Source organism: Streptomyces sp. GQFP, from assembly GCF_021545335.1.
GTDB lineage: Bacteria > Actinomycetota > Actinomycetes > Streptomycetales > Streptomycetaceae > Streptomyces.
The window spans coordinates 1,417,780-1,438,119 of sequence record NZ_CP089312.1; the positions used below are offsets into that span (position 1 = coordinate 1,417,780).

The following is a 20,340-nucleotide window of genomic DNA, read 5'->3' on the forward strand; positions in this document are numbered from 1 at the left end:
CCCGCCGGGACAACCGGGATCATCGGAAGGCCAACTCCCGCGCCTCCCGAAGCGGTTGAGCCGCACCCACCACCCTCCGCCGCCACCCCGTCCCGAGCAGCCGCGACAGGCACATCCGCGCGGACAGCCCGGCCCTCGGCAACGGTTCCGGAGGCGATCACCGGAAAGCCAACTCTCGTGTTTCCGGCCGGTGTTGGGCCGCCCGCACCGCCCTCCGGGGCCGCCGGACCCTGAGTCCCGCAGCCGTCACCGCCAACGCGCCCAGCAGGGCGAGTACCGCGGCCGGGGCCAGCACCGCCCAGGGGGCGCGTTCCGCGTACGGCTGGTTCTCGGCGAGGAGCAAGCCCCATTCCGGGGACGGGGGTTGGGCGCCGAGGCCGAGGAAGCCGAGGGCCGCGAGGGCCAACGCGACTACGGGCAGGCGCAGTAGGGCGTGCCGGGTGACCGGGGGCAGCGCGGCGGGCAGGAGTTCGTGGCGCAGGACGTACCAGCGGTCGGCGCCCAGCCCCCGGGTGGCCGTGACATGCAGCGTGGCCCGTTCCTGGCGCAGCAGGGCGGCGGTGTGCGCGGCCAGTGGTGCCCAGGCGACGGCGGTCACGGCGAGCGCGGGGGTGGCCCCGCCGCTGCCCACGACCGCCGTGACGAGCAGCGCGGCGAGTACGGGCGGTATCGCGTTGACCGTGTCGACGAGCGGTTCGGACACGCGGGGCACCAGCCCGAGCAGCAGGCCGATCAGCAGGGCGGCGGCGCTGATCGCCGAGGCGAGCAGGAGCGTGTCGAGGGCGCCGTGTCCGACGCGGGCGAGGACGTCGCGGCCGAGTGCGTCCGTGCCGAACGGGTGTGTCCAGGACGGGGGTTGGAGTCGGGCCCGGGTGTCCAGGGCCAGGGGGTCGCGTGGCAGGCCCAGGGCGACGACGCCGAGCAGTACACCTGCGTACAGCAGGGGTGGGGTGCGGCGGGCGGGCGGACCGGGGCGGTGCAGGGAGGAGAGGCCGCCGTCTCGCAGGGCGGGTCCGATCAGCAGTCGGGCTGTCAGCCGGGTTCCGCCCGCCGCCAGCGCCGCCAGCAGGACCAGGGCGAGGGTGCTCGCCTGGAGGACCGGCAGGTCCTGGGCGATGGCGGCCTGGAGGGCGGTGCGGCCGAGGCCGGGGATGTCGAAGATCTGCTCGACGGCGACCGAGCCGCCGGTCAGCCCGACGACGAACAGGCCCGCGTTGGGCAGCAGTCCGGGCAAACAGCGGCGTACCGCCTGGCTCGCGATCCGTCGAGCCGGGATGCCGCGTGCGGCGGCGGCCAGCGCCCAGGGTTCAGCAAAGGCGCCGGGCAGCAGATCGTCGAGGAGCCGGCCGAGCAGCGCCCCGGCGGGCAGGCCTAGGGCGAGTCCGGGCAGGATCGTCCACTGGAAGCCGTACCAGCCGAGGGCGGGCAGCCAGCCGAGCTGGACGCCGACGACGGTGGCGAGCACGGACGCGGTGAGGAACTCGGGCAGCGCGGCGACCATCGCCGAACCGCTGCCGCCGCCGTGCCTCCCGCCGCTCCACAGGGTGCGGGCGCACACCAGCGCCGCGACGAGCACGGCGATGGTCAGCGCCACGGCCATCAGCAGCAGCGAGGCGCCAAGTGCCTCCAGTACTCCGGGCATGACCTCGGTCCCGGAGATCCAGGACCGCCCGGCATCGCCCTGCGGCAGACCGCCGATCCACTCCCCCAGCAGCCGCAACGGCCCTGCGTCCAGGCCGAGTTGCTCCCGGATGTCGGCCAGTACGGCCGGGGTGGCCTCACGCTCCGCCGAACGGGCCTTGAGGACGGTGAGCGCCGGGTCGGTGCGGGTCAGCCAGGGCAGCAGGCCGATCCCGCACACGAGCAGCGCGGCGAGCAGGGCACGCCACAGGAGCGTGCCCACACGACCCCGCACGGGTCAGCGCCGGGTTCCGGTACCGACCAGCGTGCGCTCGTACGGATCGAGGAGCACGCCCTGTACGTCGGCGTCGACGCCGGTGATGATCCGCTGGTGGACGAGCGGGACGACGGCATCGGCGCCGAGGATCAGGGCCTCCGCCGCCATGGCCGCGTCCTGCCGCTTCGCGGTGTCCTCGATGCCCTCGGCCTCGGCGACGGCCTGGTCGACCTTCTTGTCGGAGAGGAGTGAGAGGTTGTAGCCGCCGTCGGAGGTGTAGTCGCTGGCGAGGACAGAGACGGGGTCGCCGGAGTCGAGCATGGTGTTGCGGGCGGCGACGACGGCGTCGAACTTGCCTGCCAGCGCGTCGCTCTCCAGGCGCGAGTACTCCCGTACCTCCAACGTCACCTTGAACCCGGCCTTCTCCAGCTGCTGCTTCAACACCTGGGCGGCTTCCGGGAGTTCGGGCCGGTTGTCGTACGTGGCGAGGGTGACGGCCGTGCCGTCGGGCGCCGCGACCTTCGCGCGGCCTGTGGGCTGGACGCGCTTGCCCTCGGCCCAGGTGAGCGCCGGGCCGTAGACGCCCTGGCCGGCGTCGGCGTGGCCTTCGTAGACGCCGTCGGCGATCGCGGAGGTGTCCACGGCGGCGCGGGCGGCGGCGCGCAGCCCGGCGTCCTTGAAGGCGCCTGACTTGGTGTTGAGGTGGAGGTAGGTGGTGCGGGCCGTGGCGGTCTCGCGGCGGGTCGCCTTGTCGAGGGAGGGGGCCTGGGCGACGGGGACGGCTTCCGCGATGTCGACCTGGCCGGTGCGCAGGGCGTTGGCGCGGGCGGTGCCGTCGGCGATGAACCGGGCATCGATGCCGGCGGCCTGGGCACGTCCGCCCCAGTAGTCGTCGAAGCGGTCGAGGGTGGCGGCGGTGGAGCCGGTGGTCTTCGTCAGCTCGAAGGGTCCGGTGGCGGTGCCGACCGGGTCGACGGCGCCCTTCTTCGCGAACGCCTTGGGCGCGAGGACGGCGAGGCCGGGGCTGGAGAGGCGCAGCGGGAGCACGGGGTCGGGCTCGGCCGTGGTGACGGTTATTCGTCCGTCGGCCGCGGCCTTCGCGGTGAGGGTGACGCCGGTGAGGGCGGCGGGCTCGGGCTCGGCCTGGGTGGCACGGGTGAGGGCGGCGGCGACGGTGGCCGCGGTGACTGCGGTGCCGTCCTGGAAGGTGGCCTCGCGCAGGGTGAACTGCCAGGTGCGGTCGTCCTGGCGGGTCCAGGACTCGGCGAGCGCGGGAGCGGCGGAGCCGTTGGCGTCCAGGGCGGTCAGGCCCTCGGTGACGCCGAGACGGCTGAGCAGGGTGGCGTCGGCGCCGTACGGCGAGAAGTTCTCGGCGGGCGGGAAGGCGAGGGCGACCTTCAGCCGGGAGCCGGACCCGGCGTCCGACGACGAGTCGCCGTCGTCGCTGCCGCTGGAGGCGAAGCAACCGGTGAGCAGCGGGGCGAGCAGGACTCCGACGAGCAGTCGGCGGCGGGGGGTGCGCATGATCCTCGGGTTCTGTGAAGGGGGCGGTGCGGCACGGACGAAGGCCGCACGGAAACTGGACCCTATATGATTATCATTTCCAATAGCCAGCCCGGGGTGACCACCTGCGATCACCGCTCCAGCGGAACCTCGAAGTGGACGACACCCTGCCCGCCGCCCGCGTCCTCGCGCTCATCGTGCACGACCTTGCCGAGCGACCGCCAGAAGCCCTCTGCGCCGGCGACCGCGGGGTCCGTGTGCAGATACACGGCGCGATAGCCGCCGTCGGCCGCCGCGAAGGCCAGCAGTTCGGCCACGAGCCGCCGGGCCAGTCCGCGCCTGCGGTGCTCGGGACGGACGTACACCCGACGCAACTGCGCGGTCGCGCCCGAGGGATAGCGCTCGGCGACATGGCGCGGGTTCGGCGGATGGAGAGGGCCGCGCGAGTCGAGGGCGGCGGTGGCGACCACGCTCGCGTCGCGCGCGTCGACCGCGACCAGGAGGGCGTGCCGGGCGGGCGCCAGATAGGCGGACGCCGGGTCGACTATGTCGCCGTGCCAGCGGGGCACGTACCCCGTTCCGAAGTCGCGGTAGACGGTGTCGAGCATGACGGCTCGCGCGCCGTCGAGGTCGTCGGGGGTCGCCGTCCTGATGCGGTAGTGATGCACCTGCACATCATATGCATTTAGGAAGGTCGAACAAACGGCCGCCAACTCGAAGCCGTCGCACCCCAGTTGAGCGCGAGGTGATTTGACAGAGCCCCCGGCGCCGCATAAATACTTGCCACATGACATTCATTTTCAAAATGGCTGGCAAAGAGGCCGCCTCCGGCCGAGGGGCGGCCCGGTAATGCGCGTCGCGTTCGTCGGTAAGGGCGGCAGTGGCAAGACCACGCTGTCCGCACTGTTCTCCCGCCATCTCGCACGCTCCGGCGCGCTCGTGGTCGCCATCGACGGCGACATCAACCAGCACCTCGCCGAGGCGCTCGACCCGGTCGGCGGCGAGGCGTTCGCCGCGCCGCCGCTCAGCGCGCATCTCGGTGACATCAAGGACTTCCTGCGCGGCACCAACCCGCGTATCGAGTCGCGCGAGGCCATGGTCAAGACGACCCCGGCCGGCCGTGGCTCCCGGCTGCTGCGTCCGCTCGGCGACGACGAGATCCACGCCCGGCACGTCGAGCGCGTGGGCGGCGTGCCGCTGATGGCGACCGGCGCCTTCGAGGAGGGCGATCTCGGCGTCGCCTGCTACCACTCCAAGTTGGGCGCGGTGGAGCTGTACCTCAACCATCTCGTCGACGGACCCGGCGAGTACGTCGTCGTCGACATGACCGCCGGCGCGGACGCCTTCGCCTCCGGGCTGTTCACCCGGTTCGACATGACGTTCCTGGTCGCCGAACCGACCCGCAAGGGCGTCTCCGTCTACCGCCAGTACCGCGACCACGCCCGCGAGTTCGGGATTCCGCTCGCGGTGATCGGCAACAAGGTCACCGGCGAGGACGACCTGCTCTTCCTCAAGGAGGAGACCGGCGACGACCTGCTCACCCACTTCGTCCAGTCCTCCTGGGTGCGCGCCGCCGAACAGGGCCGGGACCAGGGCGAGTTGGAACCGCACAACCTGCACGCGCTGAACCAGCTCAAGGACGCGCTCGACGCCCGCCCCAAGGACTGGGCCACCTTCCAGCGGCACGCCGTCGAGTTCCATCTGCGCAACGCCCAGGCCTGGGCGGACAAGGCGACGGGCCTGGACCTGGCCGATCAGGTCGACCCGGAGTTCGTGCACGGGCCCGCCTCCCTCGCCTGACCACACCCCCACTGCCCCACTTCGCGAGATCGAAAGAACAGGACACCCCCTTCATGTCGCTCGACGTCTCCCCCCAGCTCCTCGCCGAAGCCGAGCAGGGTGACATCCGCGAGGACGACTTCGTCGAAACCGTCCGCACCTCCCTCCCCTACGCCTACGACCTCATCGCGGACCTCGCCTCCGAACTCCAGGGCGGCACCGCCGAGTTCGCCGACAACCAGACCCCGCCGCCCTCCGAGCAGGAGCGCGGTCAGCTGCTGCGGGCGCTGGCCAGTGACGCGATCCGGGGCAGCCTGGAGCGGCACTTCGGCATCGCGCTCGCCTTCCAGAACTGCCACCGGGTCGCGGCCTTCCACCCCGGCGCGCAGAACGGCGAGACCTACGCCCGCTTCACCTCGCTGCGCTCGCAGGTCCTCAACCAGTCCCCGGAGTTCCGCGACTGCTGACGGGGCGATGCTGACGGGTCGATCAAGATTTCCCGGCCCCAAAAAAGTTGACAACGATTCGGCAGCCCTACGGCCCCCTGCCCTCTACGGTCGAACGGGTGAAAGACCGCATCGTCATCAAGGGCGCCCGTCAGCACAATCTCCAGGACGTCTCCGTGGAGCTGCCCCGGGACGCGCTGATCGTATTCACCGGGGTGTCGGGTTCCGGGAAGTCGAGTCTCGCGTTCGACACCACGTCAAGGGCGGGCGCTGCGAGCACTGCTTCGGCGACGGCGCGATCAGGGTGGAGATGGCACGGGATCATCTCCCGGCATCTGGGTGCACTGCACGACGTCGGCCTCGGCTATGTGAAGCTCGGCCAGGCCGCCACCACCCTCTCCGGCGGCGAGGCGCAGCGGGTCAAACTCGCCGCCGAACTCCAGCGCCGTACGCGGGGGCGCACACTGTATGTACTGGACGAGGGACTGGGTGATCGACATGGGCCCGGAGGGCGGGACCGGTGGCGGCCGGGTGATTGCCCAGGGCACTCCGGAACACGTGGCGGCCGAGGCTCGTTCTCCTACAGGGACGTTCCTGCGTGCACTCCTGGAGAGGAAGTGAGCACGATGGCGACCGACACCGAGGTGACCGATGTGTTCGACCCGGCCACCGAGGACGAGAGCGATGCTCCCCTCCCCCGGCTCAGCAACGCGGGAGGTTCGGTCGACCAGGTGCGGGACTACCTCCGGCTCATCGCCCGGGTCCGGCTGCTCAGCGCCGACCAGGAGGTCGACCTCGCGAAACGCATCGAGGCCGGGCTGTACGCCGAGCACAAACTGCTGGAGGAGCCCCCCGAGGACGCCGTGCTCCGACGGGAGCTGGAGATCGTCGCCGCGGACGGGGAGCGCGCCAAGTCCCACCTCATCGAGGCGAACCTCCGGCTGGTCGTGTCCGTCGCCAAGCGCTACACGGGCCGGGGGCTGCTGTTCCTGGACCTGATCCAGGAGGGCAACACGGGCCTGATCCGGGCCGTCGAGAAGTTCGACTACGCGAAGGGCTTCAAGTTCTCGACGTACGCGACCTGGTGGATCCGGCAGGCGATCTCCCGCGCGCTGGCCGACCAGGGCCGGACCATCCGGATCCCCGTCCATCTGGTCGAGGTCATCAACCGGGTGGCCCGCACCCGCCGCGAGCTGATCCAGGACCTCGGCAAGGAACCCACGCCGGAGGAGCTGGCGGAGAGGGCGGGCGTCGACGTGGAACGGCTGCCCGAACTGGCCACCTACACCAAGGAACCCGTCTCCCTGCACACCGCCCTCAGCGAGGACGGCGACGGCGAGTTCGGCGACCTGATCGAGGACCGCGACAGCGTCACGCCCATGGACATGGTCACGTTCCTGCTGCTGCAGGAGACGATCCAGTCCATCCTCGCGGACATGACGCCACGGGAGGCCGGGATCATCTCCCTGCGCTACGGCCTGTCCGGCGGCCGGACGAGAACCCTGGAGGAGATCGGCCAGGTGTACGGCGTGACACGCGAGCGGATCCGTCAGATCGAGTCCAAGACGATGTCCAAGCTGCGCCACCCGTCCCGCTCCCAGATCCTGCGGGACTACCTCGACGCCATGTGACCCGGCCGTCCTCCAGGCTTACGGGCTCAGGCCGTGCCGAGTGCCGTACGCAGGGTGCTGATCGCCTGCCCGATGGCGGCCTCGGCGGCATGCGTCCCGCGCAGGGCGTTGAGCATCACGAAGTCATGGATGATCCCCTGGTAGCGGACGGCGGTGACGGGTACGCCGGCCTCGCGCAGCTTGTTCGCGTACGCCTCGCCCTCGTCGCGCAGGACGTCGGCCTCGGCGGTGAGGACCAACGCCGGGGGCAGGCCGGTGAGTTGGGCGGTGCTGGCGCGCAGCGGCGACGCGGTGATCTGCGCGCGCTCGGACGCGTCGGTCGTGTACTGGTCCCAGAACCATTCCATGGCGTCCCGGCGCAGGAAGTAGCCCTCGGCGAACTGGCGGTAGGAGCCGGTGTCGAAGGCGGCGTCGGTCACCGGGTAGAAGAGGACCTGCTGGACGAGGGGCACATCGCCGCGCTCCTTGGCCATCAGGGTCAGCGCGGCGGCCATGTTGCCGCCGACGGAGTCACCGGCGACCGCGATCCGGGTGGCGTCCAGGTAGTGGTCGGCGCCGTCGGAGACGATCCAGCGGGCGACGGCGTAGTTCTGCTCGATCGCGACCGGGTAGCGGGCCTCGGGCGAGAGGTCGTACTCGGGGAAGACGACCGCGGCCCGTGCGCCGACGGCCAGTTCGCGCACCAGACGGTCATGGGTGTGGGCGTTGCCGAAGACCCAGCCCGCGCCGTGGATGTAGACGATCACCGGCAGGACGCCCTGGACACCGGCCGGGCGGACGATCCGCGCCGGGACCTCTCCGGTGGGGCCGCCGGGGACGGTGACCCACTCCTCGTCGACGGCGGGCTTGTCGATCTCGCCCGACTGCACCTCGTCGACCGTCTTGCGGCCCTCGACCGGACCGAGGTCGAAGAGGTACGGCGGATTCGCGGTCGCCTCGGCGAAGCCGGCGGCGGCGGGTTCGAGGACGGGGCGGGTGTCGGTCGTCATGACGATCTCCTCGGATCGGGTGCCGGGGCAGGCTCCATCTGCGGGTTTCGCCGGGGAGCGGCGGCACACCAGAAGAGTAGCGCCCAATTAGATCGTGCGCTACTTATTAGACCTCTATTTGCTGGTGCTCTATGGAATCGGGAGGACGTGAACGTTAGGGTGGAAATCACCGTGCACGGCGTCATGCGGACACGGAACCGACCAAGGACAACGCGGAGACCAGGAGCCCTACCGTGACACCCCGAAGTGCACCGCCGCAGGAGGGCTCCCTGCTCCTCGACGACCAGCTCTGCTTCGCCCTCTACGCGGCCTCCCGGGCGGTCACCGCCCGCTACCGGCCGCTGCTGGACGAGCTGGGGCTGACCTATCCGCAGTACCTGGTGATGCTGGTGCTGTGGGAGCAGGACTCGATCTCCGTACGGGATCTCGGGCATGCCCTCCAGCTGGAGTCCAGCACCCTCTCCCCGCTGCTGAAGCGCCTGGAGGGGAACGGTCTGCTGCGGCGTGAGCGGCGGGCGGAGGACGAGCGTTCGGTCGCCCTCCGTCTCACCGAGGCAGGCGCCGCGATGCGTGACCGGGCGGGTACGGTGCCCCTCGCCATCGGCGACGCGATGGGCCTCACGGCCGAACAGGACGCGCTGGCCAAGCAGTTGCTGCGCCTGCTGACGGCCAACGTGAGCGGCGGCTGACGCCGGCGCTCCGTCTCAGGGGGATCCGCGGGACGTGTAGTTCGTTCACCGCGGGCCGGTGGGGGCTGATCGCGCAGTTCCCCGCGCCCCTAAAAGCCGGGGCGCGGGCCAGCCCCCCCGGCTGAACGTTGGTCAGGTGCGGGTGGCGGTTTCGGCCCGTGTGGGTGACGGGTCCGCGGTGGCTCGAGCTGCGCCCAGGGGCTGGTCGGGACGGGCGGTCGGTACGAGGAGGGCTGCCAGGGCTGCGGCCAGGCAGAGGGCGGCCAGCAGGGCGAAGCCGTGGGTGTAGCCGGATTCGTACGGGAGGCCCGAGGGCTGGAGGGTGCTCGTGACCAGGACGCTGGTCAGGGCGGCGCCGATCGAGCCGCCGATGGTGCGGACGTTGGCGTTCATGCCGGTCGCCGCGCCGGTCTGCTCGGGCGGGACGCTGCCGACGATCAGGTTGGCCATCGAGGCGAAGGCCAGTCCGATGCCGAGGCCGAACACGCCTGCCACGAAGGCGACTTGCCACTGTTCGTCGTGCCAGAGGGTGAGGAATCCGCAGGCGACGGCGCCGAGCGCGGCACCGGCGGTGAGCAGTTTCCTGGCGCCCAGTACCGGGGTCAGCCTGCCGCCCAGGACACCTGCGAGGAACATCGCGATCAGCATCGGCAGCATGAGCAGTCCGGCGGAGGTGACGCTCGCGCCGAATCCGTACCCGGCGGAGGCGGGTGTCTGGACGAAGCCGGGGAGGAAGGACCAGACCGAGTACATGCCCGCGCCGAAGAGCAGCGCGGCGGTGTTCGTCGTCCACACGGCGGGCAGGCGCATGATCTTCAGGTCGATGAGGGGGGTGCTGGAGCGCGCCTCCGTCAGCAGCCAGAGGGCGAAGAGGAGTACGGCGGCTGCGAACAGGCCGATGGTCCGGCCCGAGCCCCAGCCCCATCGGGTCGCCTGGCTGAGCGGCAGCAGCAGGGCGACCAGCCAGGCCGACAGCAGTACGGCACCGAGCCAACTGACGCGCCCGACAGCCCTGTTGGGCGACTCCGGGACATAGCGGATGGCGATCAGGGTGGTGACGGCCACGACGCCGACGGGCAGCCAGAACAGCCAGCGGTAGTCGAGCGCGGTCACGATCGGCCCGGCGGCCACCATGCCGACGCCGCCGCCCGCCGCGATGACGGCGGACAGGTTGCTGATGCTGCCGCTCACCTCACCCGGCGGGAACTCGTCCCGGATGATGCCGAACGACAGCGGGAACAGCGCTCCGCCCGCGCCCTGGACGACCCGGGCGAAGATCAGTACGCCGATGTTCGGCGCGAGCGCGGCGAGCAGACAGCTGAGCGTCACGACCACGAGGACGGCGACGAGGGTGCGCTTCTTGCCGATCAGGTCGCCGACGCGGCCGAGGATCGGGGTGAACACCGAGGCGGACAGCAGGAAGGCCGTCATCACCCAGGTCGCGGTGGACTGCGAGGTGTCCAGGGCGTGCTGGACGGTCGGCAGGGCCGGTGCGATCAGCGACTGGAGCATGGAGAACACGCCCGCACCGGTCGCGAGGACCGCGAAGGTGAGGCGGGTGGAGCGCGTGGAGAGCATGGAGCCAGTGGACTTGCGGGGCATGGAAAGGCATCTCCGAACAGAGGTGGCGGAGTAGACGTAGACGTGGCGAGGGCCGCGTTCGCGCACGCCTGCGATGCGCACGGCCGTACGCGTCACAGGGGGAACGCACCCCGACTGCTAAAGTGGAGGTACGCCTCCACTCTAGCGGAGGCTCACCTCCGCTTCAATACCGGAGGTCCGCATCCGTTTCGAGCGCGCCCGACCGGCGCCCGGCCAGGGAGGCATCCGTGACGGCACAGTCGTACCCCGTCAGCGGTTTCGCCGCGACGCAGCGCCCGCACCGCAAGGACGCGGCACGCAACTACGACGCCCTGCTGGCCGCCGCGCGCGAGGCGTTCGCGGAGCACGGCTCCGAGGCGTCCCTGGAGGACATCGCCCGGCGCGCGGGGGTCGGCATCGCCACGCTGTACCGGAACTTCCCCACCCGCCGCCATCTCTTCGAGAGCGTGTACGCCGACGAGGTGGACGCCCTGTGCCGGTTCGCGCTGGAGGTCGCCGACCAGCCGCCGTGGGAGGCGCTGACCGCGTGGCTGCGCCGCTTCGTGGGGTACACCGTGACCAAACGGGCCGTCCGCGAGGCCCTCAACCACGAGTCGGAGATCTTCCTGGCCTGCCGGGACTCGATGTACCAGGCGGGCGGCCCGCTGTTCGAGCGGGCGCAGGCGGCCGGGGAGGCGCGCGAGGACATGACCTTCGACGACCTGCTGCGCATGCTCGCCGGCATCACCTCGACGAACTTCCTCGACGACACCCAGCGCGACCGCGTCCTGGCGGTGGCCCTCGACGGGGTCCGCGTCCACATGGCTCGGTAGTCGTACGTTCGTCGACGCCGCCGGCTCGGCGAGTCGCTGGCACGGCCGTGCCGGCGTACGCATGATCCTGGCCGGGCGGGCGGCGACCACCTCGGGTCCCGGGCCGCCCCAGAGCCACCGGAGAACCATGCCAGCCGACGACAGTCCGTCCTCCGGGACGTCCTCCGAAACCCCCTCCCCCGCCGGCCGCGTCCAGGCGCGTGGCACCGCGCTGCTGGGTCGGCCCAAGCTGTGGCTGCTGCCCACCGTTCTGACCGGGCTGCTCGCGCTGCTGCTGTCGCTGCTCTACATGGGCGGCATCGTGAGCCCCAACCGCGATCTGCACGACCTGCCCATCGGCATCGTCAACGCGGACCGGGGCGAGCCGTTGTCCGGGCAGCGGGAGAACCTGGGTGCGCAGATCGTCCGGGCCGTCATCACCGACACCTCCGGCGGCGACAAGGCCGAGTGGCGTGAACTCACCCTCGCCCGGGCCCAGGACCAGCTGGACTCGGGCAAGCTCTACGGGGCGCTGGTCGTGCCCGACGGCTTCACCGCCTCCGTCGCCGCGCTGACCGGCACGAGCGCCACCGCCCGTCCGGCGCTGACCGTGCTGACCAATCCCGGCAAGGGCAGCCTCGGTTCCTCCCTCGCCAGCCAGATCACCACGGCCGCCGCCCACAATGCCTCGCAGAACATCGGCGAGCAGTTGACGGCGAGCGCGACAGGGGCCGACGCGACGGCGAAGCTACTGCTGGCCGACCCGGTCGCGGTCACCACCGAGGTCGGGCATCCCATCGGCACCAACAGCGGCCTCGGGCTCAGCACCTTCTACTACACGCTGTTGCTCGTGCTGGCCGGGTTCATGGGCGGCAACGTCATCAGCAACGCGGTGGACACCTCGCTCGGTTACGCCGACAACGAGATCGGCCCCTGGCACACACGCCGCCCGACCGTGCCCGTCGACCGCACCCAGACCCTGCTGCTGAAGATGGGCATGACCGCCGGAATCACACTCCTCAGCGTCTCCCTGGTCATGCTCGCGACCGTCGGCATCCTCGACATGGACGCCGGTCATCTGCCCCTGCTGTGGCTGTACTCGTACTGCGCCACCCTCGCGGTCGGTCTCGGCGTCCAGGCCATCAACGCGGCCTTCGGCGGGATCGGGCAGCTCGTGTCGATGTTCGTGTTCATCGTCCTGGGCCTGCCCTCGTCCGGGGCCACGGTCCCGCTCCAGGCGGTCCCGGACTTCTACCGCTTCCTGTCCGCGTTCGAGCCCATGCGGCAACTCGGCGACGGGGTACGGGCCATCCTCTACTTCGACGCCCGCGGGGACGCCGGGCTCACCCGCGCCTGGATCATGATCGCGATCGGCACCGCGCTCGCGCTGCTCTTCGGCTTCGCGATGACCCGCTACTACGACCGCAAGGGCCTCGAACGCCTCACTCCGCAGCCCTCCTGGGGTGAAGCGCACGCCAATCGTTGCCCGTTCACCCTTTCGAACGTCGGCCTCGGACTGACAAACTCACGAGGGTGCCCGACTTCGACATGCTTGTCATAGGATCCGGCCCTGGCGGCCAGAAGGCTGCCATCGCGGCGGCCAAGCTCGGCCGCCGGGTCGCCGTCATCGACCGCCCCGACATGGTCGGTGGGGTCTCCATCCACACCGGCACCATCCCCTCCAAGACCCTGCGCGAGGCGGTTCTCTACCTCACCGGCCTCACCCAGCGCGATCTGTACGGCCAGAGCTACCGTCTCAAGGAGGACATCACCGTCGCCGACCTGACCGCGCGCACCGAGCACGTGGTCAGCCGCGAGGTCGATGTCATCCGCAGCCAGCTGTCCCGCAACCATGTCTCCCTGTTCGCCGGAACCGGCCGCTTCGTGGACGACCACACCGTGGCGCTCCAGGAAGTGACCGGCAACGAAAGGCTGTTGAGCGCCGAGCACATCGTCATCGCCACCGGGACCCGGCCGGCCCGGCCGGACAGCGTGGAGTTCGACGAACAGACGATCCTCGACTCGGACAACGTGCTCAACCTGGAACGGGTGCCGCGTTCCATGGTCATCGTGGGCGCGGGGGTGATCGGCATGGAGTACGCCTCCATGTTCGCCGCGCTCGGCAGCAAGATCACGGTGGTCGAGAAGCGGGCCGGGATGCTCGACATGTGCGACGTCGAGGTGATCGAGTCGCTCAAGTACCACCTGCGGGACCTGGCCGTCACCTTCCGGTTCGGGGAGACGGTCGCGGCGGTGGAACGTCATCCCCGGGGCACCCTCACCGTCCTGGAGAGCGGCAAGAAGATCCCCGCGGACGCCGTGATGTACTCGGCGGGCCGCCAGGGCCTCACCGACGAACTCGCCCTGGACAAGGCTGGGTTGTCCGCCGACCGGCGTGGCCGGATCACGGTCGACGAGCACTACCGCACCGAGGTGCCGCACATCTACGCCGTCGGCGACGTCATCGGCTTCCCGGCCCTCGCCGCGACCTCGATGGAACAGGGCCGGGCGGCGGCGTACCACGCGTGCGGCGAGCCGGTGGACCAGATGCACAACCTCCAGCCCATCGGCATCTACACCATCCCCGAGATCAGCTTCATCGGCCGCACCGAGGACCAACTCACCGAGGACAGCATCCCGTTCGAGGTGGGCATCTCCCGCTACCGCGAACTGGCCCGGGGCCAGATCATCGGCGACTCCCACGGCATGCTCAAGCTCCTGGTCTGCCCGGAGACCCGCAAACTCCTCGGCGTCCACTGCTTCGGCACGGGGGCGACGGAACTGATCCACATCGGCCAGTCCGTGATGGGCTGCGAAGGCACGGTCGACTACCTGGTCAACGCGGTCTTCAACTACCCGACGCTCGCGGAGTCCTACAAGGTGGCGGCACTGGACGCGACGAACAAGCTGCGCCAGATCGACCGGTTGCGGGACTGAGTCCTGCCGTACGGCTGGGCCCGTCGCCGAGGGGCTCAGCCGTGCGCGGCGTAGCGTACGAACGAGGTCCAGCCGTCCCGGCCGACCGAGAAGTGAGGGCGCGTCAGGTCCTTGGAGTCGCGTACGCAGACGGCCAGTTCGGCGACGGCGACCTGAACACAGCCGGCGACCGGCACCGTACGGGTCGGCCCCCCGCCCACACCGTCCCTGCTCTCCCTCAGTCGGGCTCGTCGGCGAGTGGGACCGGGGCTCCCCGGCCCCGGCCGGCGGGCGGGGATCTTCGGGGCGGAACGTCGTCGCCGAGCAGCACGGTCGGCAGGGGGGCGTCGAGAGTGACGTCGTCCAGGACGGCGCCCATGCGGTCGCCGATCACCCGGACCGCCGACATCAGCGCCGACTCGCCCTCCTCCGCCGTGTGCCGTCGTTCCTGGAAGGCATCCCACAAGGGGTGCGGCGAGGACAACGGCGTGCCCGGGTCCTCCGGTTCGTACACCTCGGTGCACCGGCCGTCACGCCAGTGCCCGAAGGTGTCCAGGCCGACTCCGTTGCTGTCGACGGTGAGGGTCTCCGTGCCGCTGGAGAGCCTCGCCAACGGGCCGGGCATACCGCCCAGGACTCCCCATTCCTCGTAGCAGAACGACCAGTCGCTCAGCGACCCCACCCGCAGCACCGACTTCGGGGTCCCGGCCCGGTAGGCGGCGGCGCCGAGCTCGACTGCCTCCGGCTTGGGCATGATCCGGGCGTCTGCCGGGAGTGCGCCGTAGCGGGCGAGCACGTCGTCCGGTGTGATGCCCCGGGTGAAGGTGACGCACCACGATCCGGCGCGAACCCAGTCGGAGGAAGGGCCTGCCGACAACTCCGCCATCTCTGCTCGTCCCTTCAGGGCGTGATGGTCATCCAGAAAGCGTCGCCCTTGATGATGCGCTGGTCCTTCTTGAAGTTCCCGTAGACACTACCGGCGGACTTGTTGTTGAACAGGGGCATGTGGGACTGGATACAGGGCTGATCGGTGACCGGCTTGTCGGCGTGGGTGGGCGGGGTGGTCCACACTCCGTTCACCTTGGTCGGCGTGATCTCTGCGCACAGTGATCCGTCGGTTCCGCCTTCCTGCGTTCCGGCGAACGGGAATTCGTCACAGGAATCCGCCTCCGGAATGGTGGGAAAGAGATTGGTGAACTTGGCGGAGCCGCAGGTGTTCCGCCGGTTCGCGCTGCCGACGTCCTTGTTCTCGCCGTGGAACAGACTGCTGCCGCGCATCCGCAGGCCCAGTTCATAGGTCGCGGACGCCTGACCGTGGTTCGGGTTGGAGAGCGAGTACTCCAGGATCGGCGCGTCCTCGTCGTCCGTGAACGGGATGACGCAGCCGGAGGTCGTCGGCATCTCCGAGTCACACCTGATCACCGCGTCCGCGGGGGGCGACCAGCTCGCGGAGGGGTCCACAGGTGTGGCGCCCGCCGTGGTCACGTACATCTGGTACTTCGTCTGGAAGCTGGCCCGGGTCGCCGACGCGGGAATCGAGCCCTTGTAGGTGACCGTGCCGGACTTCGACTGTCCCGTGGTGAGTTCGGTGTTCCCGTACCAGGGGGTGCGCAGGGTGGCGAGGCAGCCGCTGGTGCAGTCGGTCCGGAACCTGATGTTCAACGCCGTGACCTGGCCGGTGACCTGGACGACCTCGGCCCGGATGTCCTCGCTGAGGTCGGTGTCCGCCACATGCGTCCGCAGGCTCGTCGAGACGTTGATCAGGCCAGTGCCCACGGATTTGCCGTTCGTGTCGTACAGCGTGTAGGTCACCTGGACCTTGCCGCAGAGTCCGCCCGTCCGGGTCCACTCGTACACGCCTTGGGTGATGGTGCAGGTCGCGGAAGCGGGCGGGTCGCCGGGGTCGGGGTCGTACACACCGGGGTCGTACTCGTCGGGGTCGTCCTCAGCTGCGGCGGCTTCGGCGGCGAGGGTGGTGATCCCCGCTCCGGAGGCGGCGGCCCGCGTGTCGTTCCGGGCGGCTTCCGGCGTACGCACCGTGACGCATTCCGTGACCGCCGTCCGCAGCGTGGCGCGCACGGCCGCCGGGACCCCCGTACAGGATCCGGAGCCGGCGAAACGCGGCGTTCCCTGTCCTTCGCCACCGGCCTCGGCGGGCGTGTCGAGCAAGCCGGTGACGGGGCGGTCGGCGGGGCGGGCGTCGTCGTTCCGCGTCGACGCGGTGGCGGAGCCGACGCCCGCCGTGAGGCAGAACGCCGCCGTGGTCGACACCGCGACGACGAATCCGCGCCAGTTGTGGTGAGGCACGTGCTGTTCCTTCCGTAAACGAACCAGGACGCCGGGATCGCTCTCGCGGCGACGGTCAGAGGAGCGAGGACAGACCGCTGGTGATCGAGGACACGAGTTCCTTGCCTTCCTCCGCGACCTTGTTGACCACGGGGGCCACCTTCTTGGCGACGGGGACGACCCACTTGGACTGGCCGTACGTGACCAGACCCAGGGCGGCACGGCCGGCGGACTCGATGAACGGGCCGCTGGTGAAGCCGTGTTCGATGCCGGTGAAGATGGCGCCGAGCGCGCCGGCGCCCATGGACACGTAGCCGAAGAACGCGGCGACCGGGGCCAGCGGCGGGAAGACCAGGCTGGCGAGGCCCAGTCCGGCGCCGATGAGTCCCGAGGCGACGCTGACGGTGTTGAAGGCGTCGGCCCACCAGCCGGCGTCCGACCACCAGTCCTCCCTTTCCGGTCCTGTGCCGTTCTCGTTGACGTCGTCGTGGGTGCCGTTGTCGGCCGGGTCACTCCCGCTGTCCCGTTCCTGCTGCGCCTTCTCGGCGGCGTCACGGGCCTCCTGGACGATCTCGGCCTGACGCAGCTGGACGGCGATGGCGCGGGCCTGGCTGGCCGCGGCCGACGCCTCCGCCTCGGACTTGCCCGCGGCGAGCTGGGACGCGCGGGCACTGGCCGCCGAGGCCTGCGCGCTGTAGGAGGAGTTCAGTGCCGAACGGGCCGAGTCGATGGCCTTGTTGGCGGAGTAGTTCGCCGAGCGGGACGCTCCGCGTGCGGTCGCCGCCGCCGCCTTCGCCTGGTTCGCCGAGGCCTGTGCGTCGGCGGCCGACCTGTCCGCGGCGTCGGCGTTCTGCTTCGCCTGCGTGGAGTACTGGTCGGCCTGCTGCCCCGAGGCCAGTGCCTTGTCTGCCCACTCCTTCGCCTCGGCGGCGGCCTGACGGGCGTCCGCTCCCGCCTTCGACGCCAGTTCCGCGTTCTGCTGCGCCGTGTAGGCGATCTTGGCTGCGGCGGCGATCGCCCCGCGGACCGCGGCGATGTGGGTGGCGGAGTCGTGGTCGAGCTGGGCCGCCGCGTACTGCACGACCTGGACGAAGTTCCGGCGCATCCACGTCGGTCCCTCCAGGGCGACCTCCGCGTACGCCTTGGTGTACTCGCCTCCGGTGGTCACCAGCGTCGCGGTGGTGACGGCGTCGTCCTCCCGGATCGCGTCCGGGTAGGTCTTGTCGAAGAACTTCTGCAACGCCTCCGGGGTGTTCGCGTCGAGCGCGTCGTTGGCCGCCTTGGTGACGGCCTTGCCGGGCTTCTGGTCGAGGATGCGGCCGATCTGCACACGGTTGTCGTCCTGCGAGGAGCGGATCACCCCGGAGGTGATGAAGTCGCCCACCGCCGAGGCGCTGCCGCTCGCCAGCGCCGCGTGCGCCGCCTCCGCGATGGCGGGGCTGGAGATCTGGGCGATGTAGAGGACCGTCTCCCGGTCGTCCTGGTGCTGGGCGATGCCCCGGTCCAGGTCGACCCAGGACAGTACGTCGTTGTCGCCGCCGGCCAGGGCGAACTGGGCGGCCTCCCGCGTCCAGGCGCCCTTGGCGGTGAGCAGACCGGTGGCTGCCTTGCGGCCGAGCGTGGCGGCGAGGGCCAGGTCGCCGGCGTTCCAGAGGGCGTCCTCGGCCGCGGCGATCAGGTCCTTGACGGCCTGCGCGGTCTGTTCCTCCTGCGCGCGCTTGTTCTCGTACTCGGCCCGCTCGACCGCCTCGACCTGGGACAGCTGCAGGGCCTCGTCCAGGCCCTGGAGCTTCTCCTGTTCCAGGCGCGCCAGTTCGGCCTCCCGCGCCGCCTGCTCCACCGCGATCGCGTCGGCGACGGCCTTGGTGGCGGTGTTGGCCGCCTTGACGGCCTCGGCGGCATGGGCGGTGGACCTGTTGGCGTAGTCGATGGCCTGGCCCGCGTACTTCACGGCCTCGTCGGCGGCGTCGGCCGCCTTCTCGGCGTGGTCGGCGGCCGAGTTGGCGGCATCGCGCGCGACCCTGGCCGCCGTGGCGGCGGTGTGGGCGAGGGCCTGCGCGGTGGAGGCGGCGTTGGTGGCGCGGTTGGCGGCGGTGGTCGCGATCTGCGCCTGGCGCTTGGCCTCGGCGGCCTCCGACTGGGCCGCTCCGGCCGCGGCGGCGGCCTGCGCGGAGGCGTTCGCGGCGGCAGCGGCGTTACGGGCGGCGGAGGCCGCCGAGTTACCGGCGGCGACGGCCTGTTCGGAGGCGGCCGCCGCGTACTCGGCGGCCTTGGAGGCGGCACGCGCCTTGGCGGCGGAGTTGCGGGCGGCGACCGCGGCGTTCTTGGCGGCCTCGGTCTTCGAGGCGTCCTTGGACGCGGCGATGGCGGCGCTGTACGCGCGGGACGCGGCGCCGCCGGCGGTCGACGCGGCCTGGGAGGCTGCGGCAGCCGCCCAGGAGGCGCGGCGGGACGCGGCCACGGCGGCATTGGAGGCGTTGATGGCATTACGGGCGGCGTTCGCCGCGCCCTGGGCGGCGCTGGACGCCTTGCGGGCGGCCGCCGCGGACTTCTGTACGTCCTCCTTCGCGGCGGCGGCCTCGGCCGCGGCCTTCTCCGCCGCTTCCTTGGCCTTCGCCGCCGCGGTCTGGGCCCGCTCGGACGCCTCGACGGCCAGGTCGGTCTCGGCCTGGGCGCGCTTGCCCTCCCGCTCGACCACCGCGACGAGTTCCTCGATCGTCGCGGTCTCCTGGTCGCGGGCGCGTGCGATGTGCTGGCCGGTGTCGAGGAACCACTGGACCTCCGTCGCGGTGCCGTTCAGGGCGCGGCTCGCGTACTTCTGCACCTCGGGCCCGACCTTGAGCAGCATGGCGGTGACCTGGGTCCGCGCGTCCTCCAGCCGGGCGGTGAACTGACCCTCCGTGAGGAAGTCCTCCAGCGCCTTCTGCGTGCCCGTCGCCAGGGCGGCGGACGCGTCCCGCTTGACCGCCTTGTCGCCGGTGGCGGACACGGTGGAGGCCGCCACACGCAGGTCCTCCAGGAGGGCGGGCTTGAATCCCTCGGTGAGGAAGGCGGCGATGGTGCTGTCGCCGTTGTCGAGTGCGGCGACGGCCTCGCGGCGCAGGCCCTTGCCCGAACGGGCGAGGTAGCTGACGATCGCGACGCGGTTGTCCTCCACCGTCACTTTCGGCAGCGTCTCGGTGAGGAAGGTCCGGATGTCGGCGTCGGTGCCGGCGAGCGCGTAGGTCGCCGCCGCCCGGCCGGCCTTCCCGGCCGCCAGCCAGGCCCTGACGACCTTCGCCCGGTCGGTGTCCGGCAGCGCGAGCGCCTCGGTCGCGGTGTCCGCCTCGGTGGCGGCGCGGGCTACGGGAGCCAGGGCGAGCGGCGAGGCCGCCGCGGCGGTGACTGCGGCGAGTGTGCCGAGGAGCCGTCTACGACTCCAGAAAATGGTCTGCATATGGGTGTCGTCCTCGTGGTTTCTTCCGGTGAGGTGAACGCGGTTCCCTGTGCAATGGCTCGACCATACCAACGCGAGTTCACATGGCAATGAATTTGACGCATTGCCGGGAAGAGCATCGAGAGCATCCTTTGCAATTTCTTCACAAAGGCCCGTGCAACCCTTTCGGATGGTGACACGGCTCACAGCAGAGCATCAACTGACGTACGTTTTGCGGGTGTTCGAGCAGTGGACAAAGCCGGGAGAGCAAGGTGGCATGGCGACGGCGAAGCGGCTCCCCGGATTTAGGGGGTCTTTTTCGGACGGGGGCTCCAGGTGAATTATCGGAAGCCTTCATTCCGTCTCCAGCCGCATTGGGAAACCGATCGGAAGCGA

The 20,340-nt window shown here is 70.8% G+C and carries 16 protein-coding genes; 7 read left to right on the forward strand and 9 right to left on the reverse strand.

The genetic code is table 11. From position 1 onward, the window contains the following. Positions 1–157: 157 nt before the first annotated feature. The 3 genes from LUX31_RS06250 to LUX31_RS06260 form a co-directional block, all read right to left on the reverse strand. The gene (locus LUX31_RS06250) at positions 158–1,915 is read right to left on the reverse strand and encodes an ABC transporter permease subunit (protein WP_235473745.1); all 1,758 of its coding nucleotides are present in this window, start codon (positions 1,913–1,915) and stop codon (positions 158–160) included. A 3-nt stretch (positions 1,916–1,918) separates the two neighbouring features. Next, positions 1,919–3,421 (reverse strand): ABC transporter substrate-binding protein, encoded by a 1,503-nt coding sequence (locus LUX31_RS06255; protein ID WP_235473746.1) that lies wholly within the window; start codon positions 3,419–3,421, stop codon positions 1,919–1,921. Between the two features lie 110 nt (positions 3,422–3,531). Then, a complete protein-coding gene (locus LUX31_RS06260) occupies positions 3,532–4,068 on the reverse strand; it encodes a GNAT family N-acetyltransferase (protein WP_235473747.1) in 537 nt (178 codons plus the stop codon). A 181-nt stretch (positions 4,069–4,249) separates the two neighbouring features. Here LUX31_RS06260 and LUX31_RS06265 point away from each other — a divergent pair, with 181 nt between their 5' ends. The 3 genes from LUX31_RS06265 (at position 4,250) to LUX31_RS06275 (ending at position 7,256) form a co-directional block, all read left to right on the forward strand. Further along, positions 4,250–5,200 carry an ATP-binding protein gene (locus tag LUX31_RS06265; RefSeq protein WP_235473748.1) on the forward strand — a complete coding sequence of 317 codons (951 nt, stop codon included), beginning with the start codon at positions 4,250–4,252 and terminating at the stop codon, positions 5,198–5,200. A gap of 53 nt (positions 5,201–5,253) precedes the next feature. Beyond that, the gene (locus LUX31_RS06270; protein WP_235473749.1) at positions 5,254–5,646 is read left to right on the forward strand and encodes an SCO5389 family protein; all 393 of its coding nucleotides are present in this window, start codon (positions 5,254–5,256) and stop codon (positions 5,644–5,646) included. Positions 5,647–5,744: 98 nt separating this feature from the next. Continuing rightward, positions 5,745–7,256 carry a sigma-70 family RNA polymerase sigma factor gene (locus LUX31_RS06275; RefSeq protein WP_235473750.1) on the forward strand — a complete coding sequence of 504 codons (1,512 nt, stop codon included), beginning with the start codon at positions 5,745–5,747 and terminating at the stop codon, positions 7,254–7,256. Between the two features lie 26 nt (positions 7,257–7,282). On the opposite strand, the gene LUX31_RS06280 is transcribed toward LUX31_RS06275, so the two are convergent. Further along, complete coding sequence (locus LUX31_RS06280) at positions 7,283–8,245, reverse strand: alpha/beta hydrolase (RefSeq protein WP_235473752.1); 963 nt, start codon at positions 8,243–8,245, stop codon at positions 7,283–7,285. Positions 8,246–8,478: 233 nt separating this feature from the next. On the opposite strand from LUX31_RS06280, the gene LUX31_RS06285 reads away from it, so the two are divergent. Further along, a complete protein-coding gene (locus tag LUX31_RS06285; RefSeq protein WP_235473753.1) occupies positions 8,479–8,934 on the forward strand; it encodes a MarR family winged helix-turn-helix transcriptional regulator in 456 nt (151 codons plus the stop codon). Between the two features lie 132 nt (positions 8,935–9,066). On the opposite strand, the gene LUX31_RS06290 is transcribed toward LUX31_RS06285, so the two are convergent. After that, positions 9,067–10,512 (reverse strand): MFS transporter, encoded by a 1,446-nt coding sequence (locus LUX31_RS06290; RefSeq protein ID WP_235473754.1) that lies wholly within the window; start codon positions 10,510–10,512, stop codon positions 9,067–9,069. A 251-nt stretch (positions 10,513–10,763) separates the two neighbouring features. Here LUX31_RS06290 and LUX31_RS06295 point away from each other — a divergent pair, with 251 nt between their 5' ends. From LUX31_RS06295 to sthA, 3 genes are all read left to right on the forward strand, one after another. Then, positions 10,764–11,348, forward strand: a complete 585-nt coding sequence (locus LUX31_RS06295) for a TetR/AcrR family transcriptional regulator (RefSeq protein ID WP_235473756.1) — start codon at positions 10,764–10,766, stop codon at positions 11,346–11,348. A gap of 127 nt (positions 11,349–11,475) precedes the next feature. Next, a complete protein-coding gene (locus LUX31_RS06300; protein WP_235473757.1) occupies positions 11,476–12,888 on the forward strand; it encodes a DUF3533 domain-containing protein in 1,413 nt (470 codons plus the stop codon). Then, entirely contained in the window at positions 12,861–14,264 is a 1,404-nt protein-coding gene (sthA, locus tag LUX31_RS06305; RefSeq protein ID WP_235473759.1) for a Si-specific NAD(P)(+) transhydrogenase, read from the forward strand. The genes LUX31_RS06300 and sthA overlap by 28 nt, the downstream gene beginning before the upstream one ends. A 35-nt stretch (positions 14,265–14,299) precedes the next feature. Here sthA and LUX31_RS06310 read toward each other — a convergent pair whose 3' ends face one another. The 4 genes from LUX31_RS06310 to LUX31_RS37435 are packed head-to-tail and all read right to left on the reverse strand — an operon-like array spanning position 14,300 to position 19,965. After that, positions 14,300–14,485 carry a DUF397 domain-containing protein gene (locus LUX31_RS06310; protein WP_235479810.1) on the reverse strand — a complete coding sequence of 62 codons (186 nt, stop codon included), beginning with the start codon at positions 14,483–14,485 and terminating at the stop codon, positions 14,300–14,302. Continuing rightward, complete coding sequence (locus tag LUX31_RS06315; protein WP_235473761.1) at positions 14,482–15,129, reverse strand: DUF6461 domain-containing protein; 648 nt, start codon at positions 15,127–15,129, stop codon at positions 14,482–14,484. The genes LUX31_RS06310 and LUX31_RS06315 overlap by 4 nt, the downstream gene beginning before the upstream one ends. Positions 15,130–15,143: 14 nt before the next feature. Continuing rightward, positions 15,144–16,550 carry a NucA/NucB deoxyribonuclease domain-containing protein gene (locus tag LUX31_RS06320; protein ID WP_235473762.1) on the reverse strand — a complete coding sequence of 469 codons (1,407 nt, stop codon included), beginning with the start codon at positions 16,548–16,550 and terminating at the stop codon, positions 15,144–15,146. 55 nt (positions 16,551–16,605) lie between these two features. Further along, positions 16,606–19,965 (reverse strand): ALF repeat-containing protein, encoded by a 3,360-nt coding sequence (locus LUX31_RS37435; protein ID WP_268828120.1) that lies wholly within the window; start codon positions 19,963–19,965, stop codon positions 16,606–16,608. Positions 19,966–20,340 lie beyond the last annotated feature (375 nt).

What these genes read in the sequence shown, in the direction of transcription:
- LUX31_RS06265 (WP_235473748.1), top strand. Translation starts at nt 4,250, where the DNA reads ATGCGCGTCGCGTTCGTCGGTAAGGGCGGCAGTGGCAAGACCACGCTG.
- LUX31_RS06300 (WP_235473757.1), top strand. Translation starts at nt 11,476, where the DNA reads ATGCCAGCCGACGACAGTCCGTCCTCCGGGACGTCCTCCGAAACCCCC.
- LUX31_RS06280 (WP_235473752.1), bottom strand. Translation starts at nt 8,245, where the DNA reads ATGACGACCGACACCCGCCCCGTCCTCGAACCCGCCGCCGCCGGCTTC.
- LUX31_RS06315 (WP_235473761.1), bottom strand. Translation starts at nt 15,129, where the DNA reads ATGGCGGAGTTGTCGGCAGGCCCTTCCTCCGACTGGGTTCGCGCCGGA.
- LUX31_RS06270 (WP_235473749.1), top strand. Translation starts at nt 5,254, where the DNA reads ATGTCGCTCGACGTCTCCCCCCAGCTCCTCGCCGAAGCCGAGCAGGGT.
- LUX31_RS06255 (WP_235473746.1), bottom strand. Translation starts at nt 3,421, where the DNA reads ATGCGCACCCCCCGCCGCCGACTGCTCGTCGGAGTCCTGCTCGCCCCG.
- LUX31_RS06290 (WP_235473754.1), bottom strand. Translation starts at nt 10,512, where the DNA reads ATGCTCTCCACGCGCTCCACCCGCCTCACCTTCGCGGTCCTCGCGACC.
- LUX31_RS37435 (WP_268828120.1), bottom strand. Translation starts at nt 19,965, where the DNA reads ATGCAGACCATTTTCTGGAGTCGTAGACGGCTCCTCGGCACACTCGCC.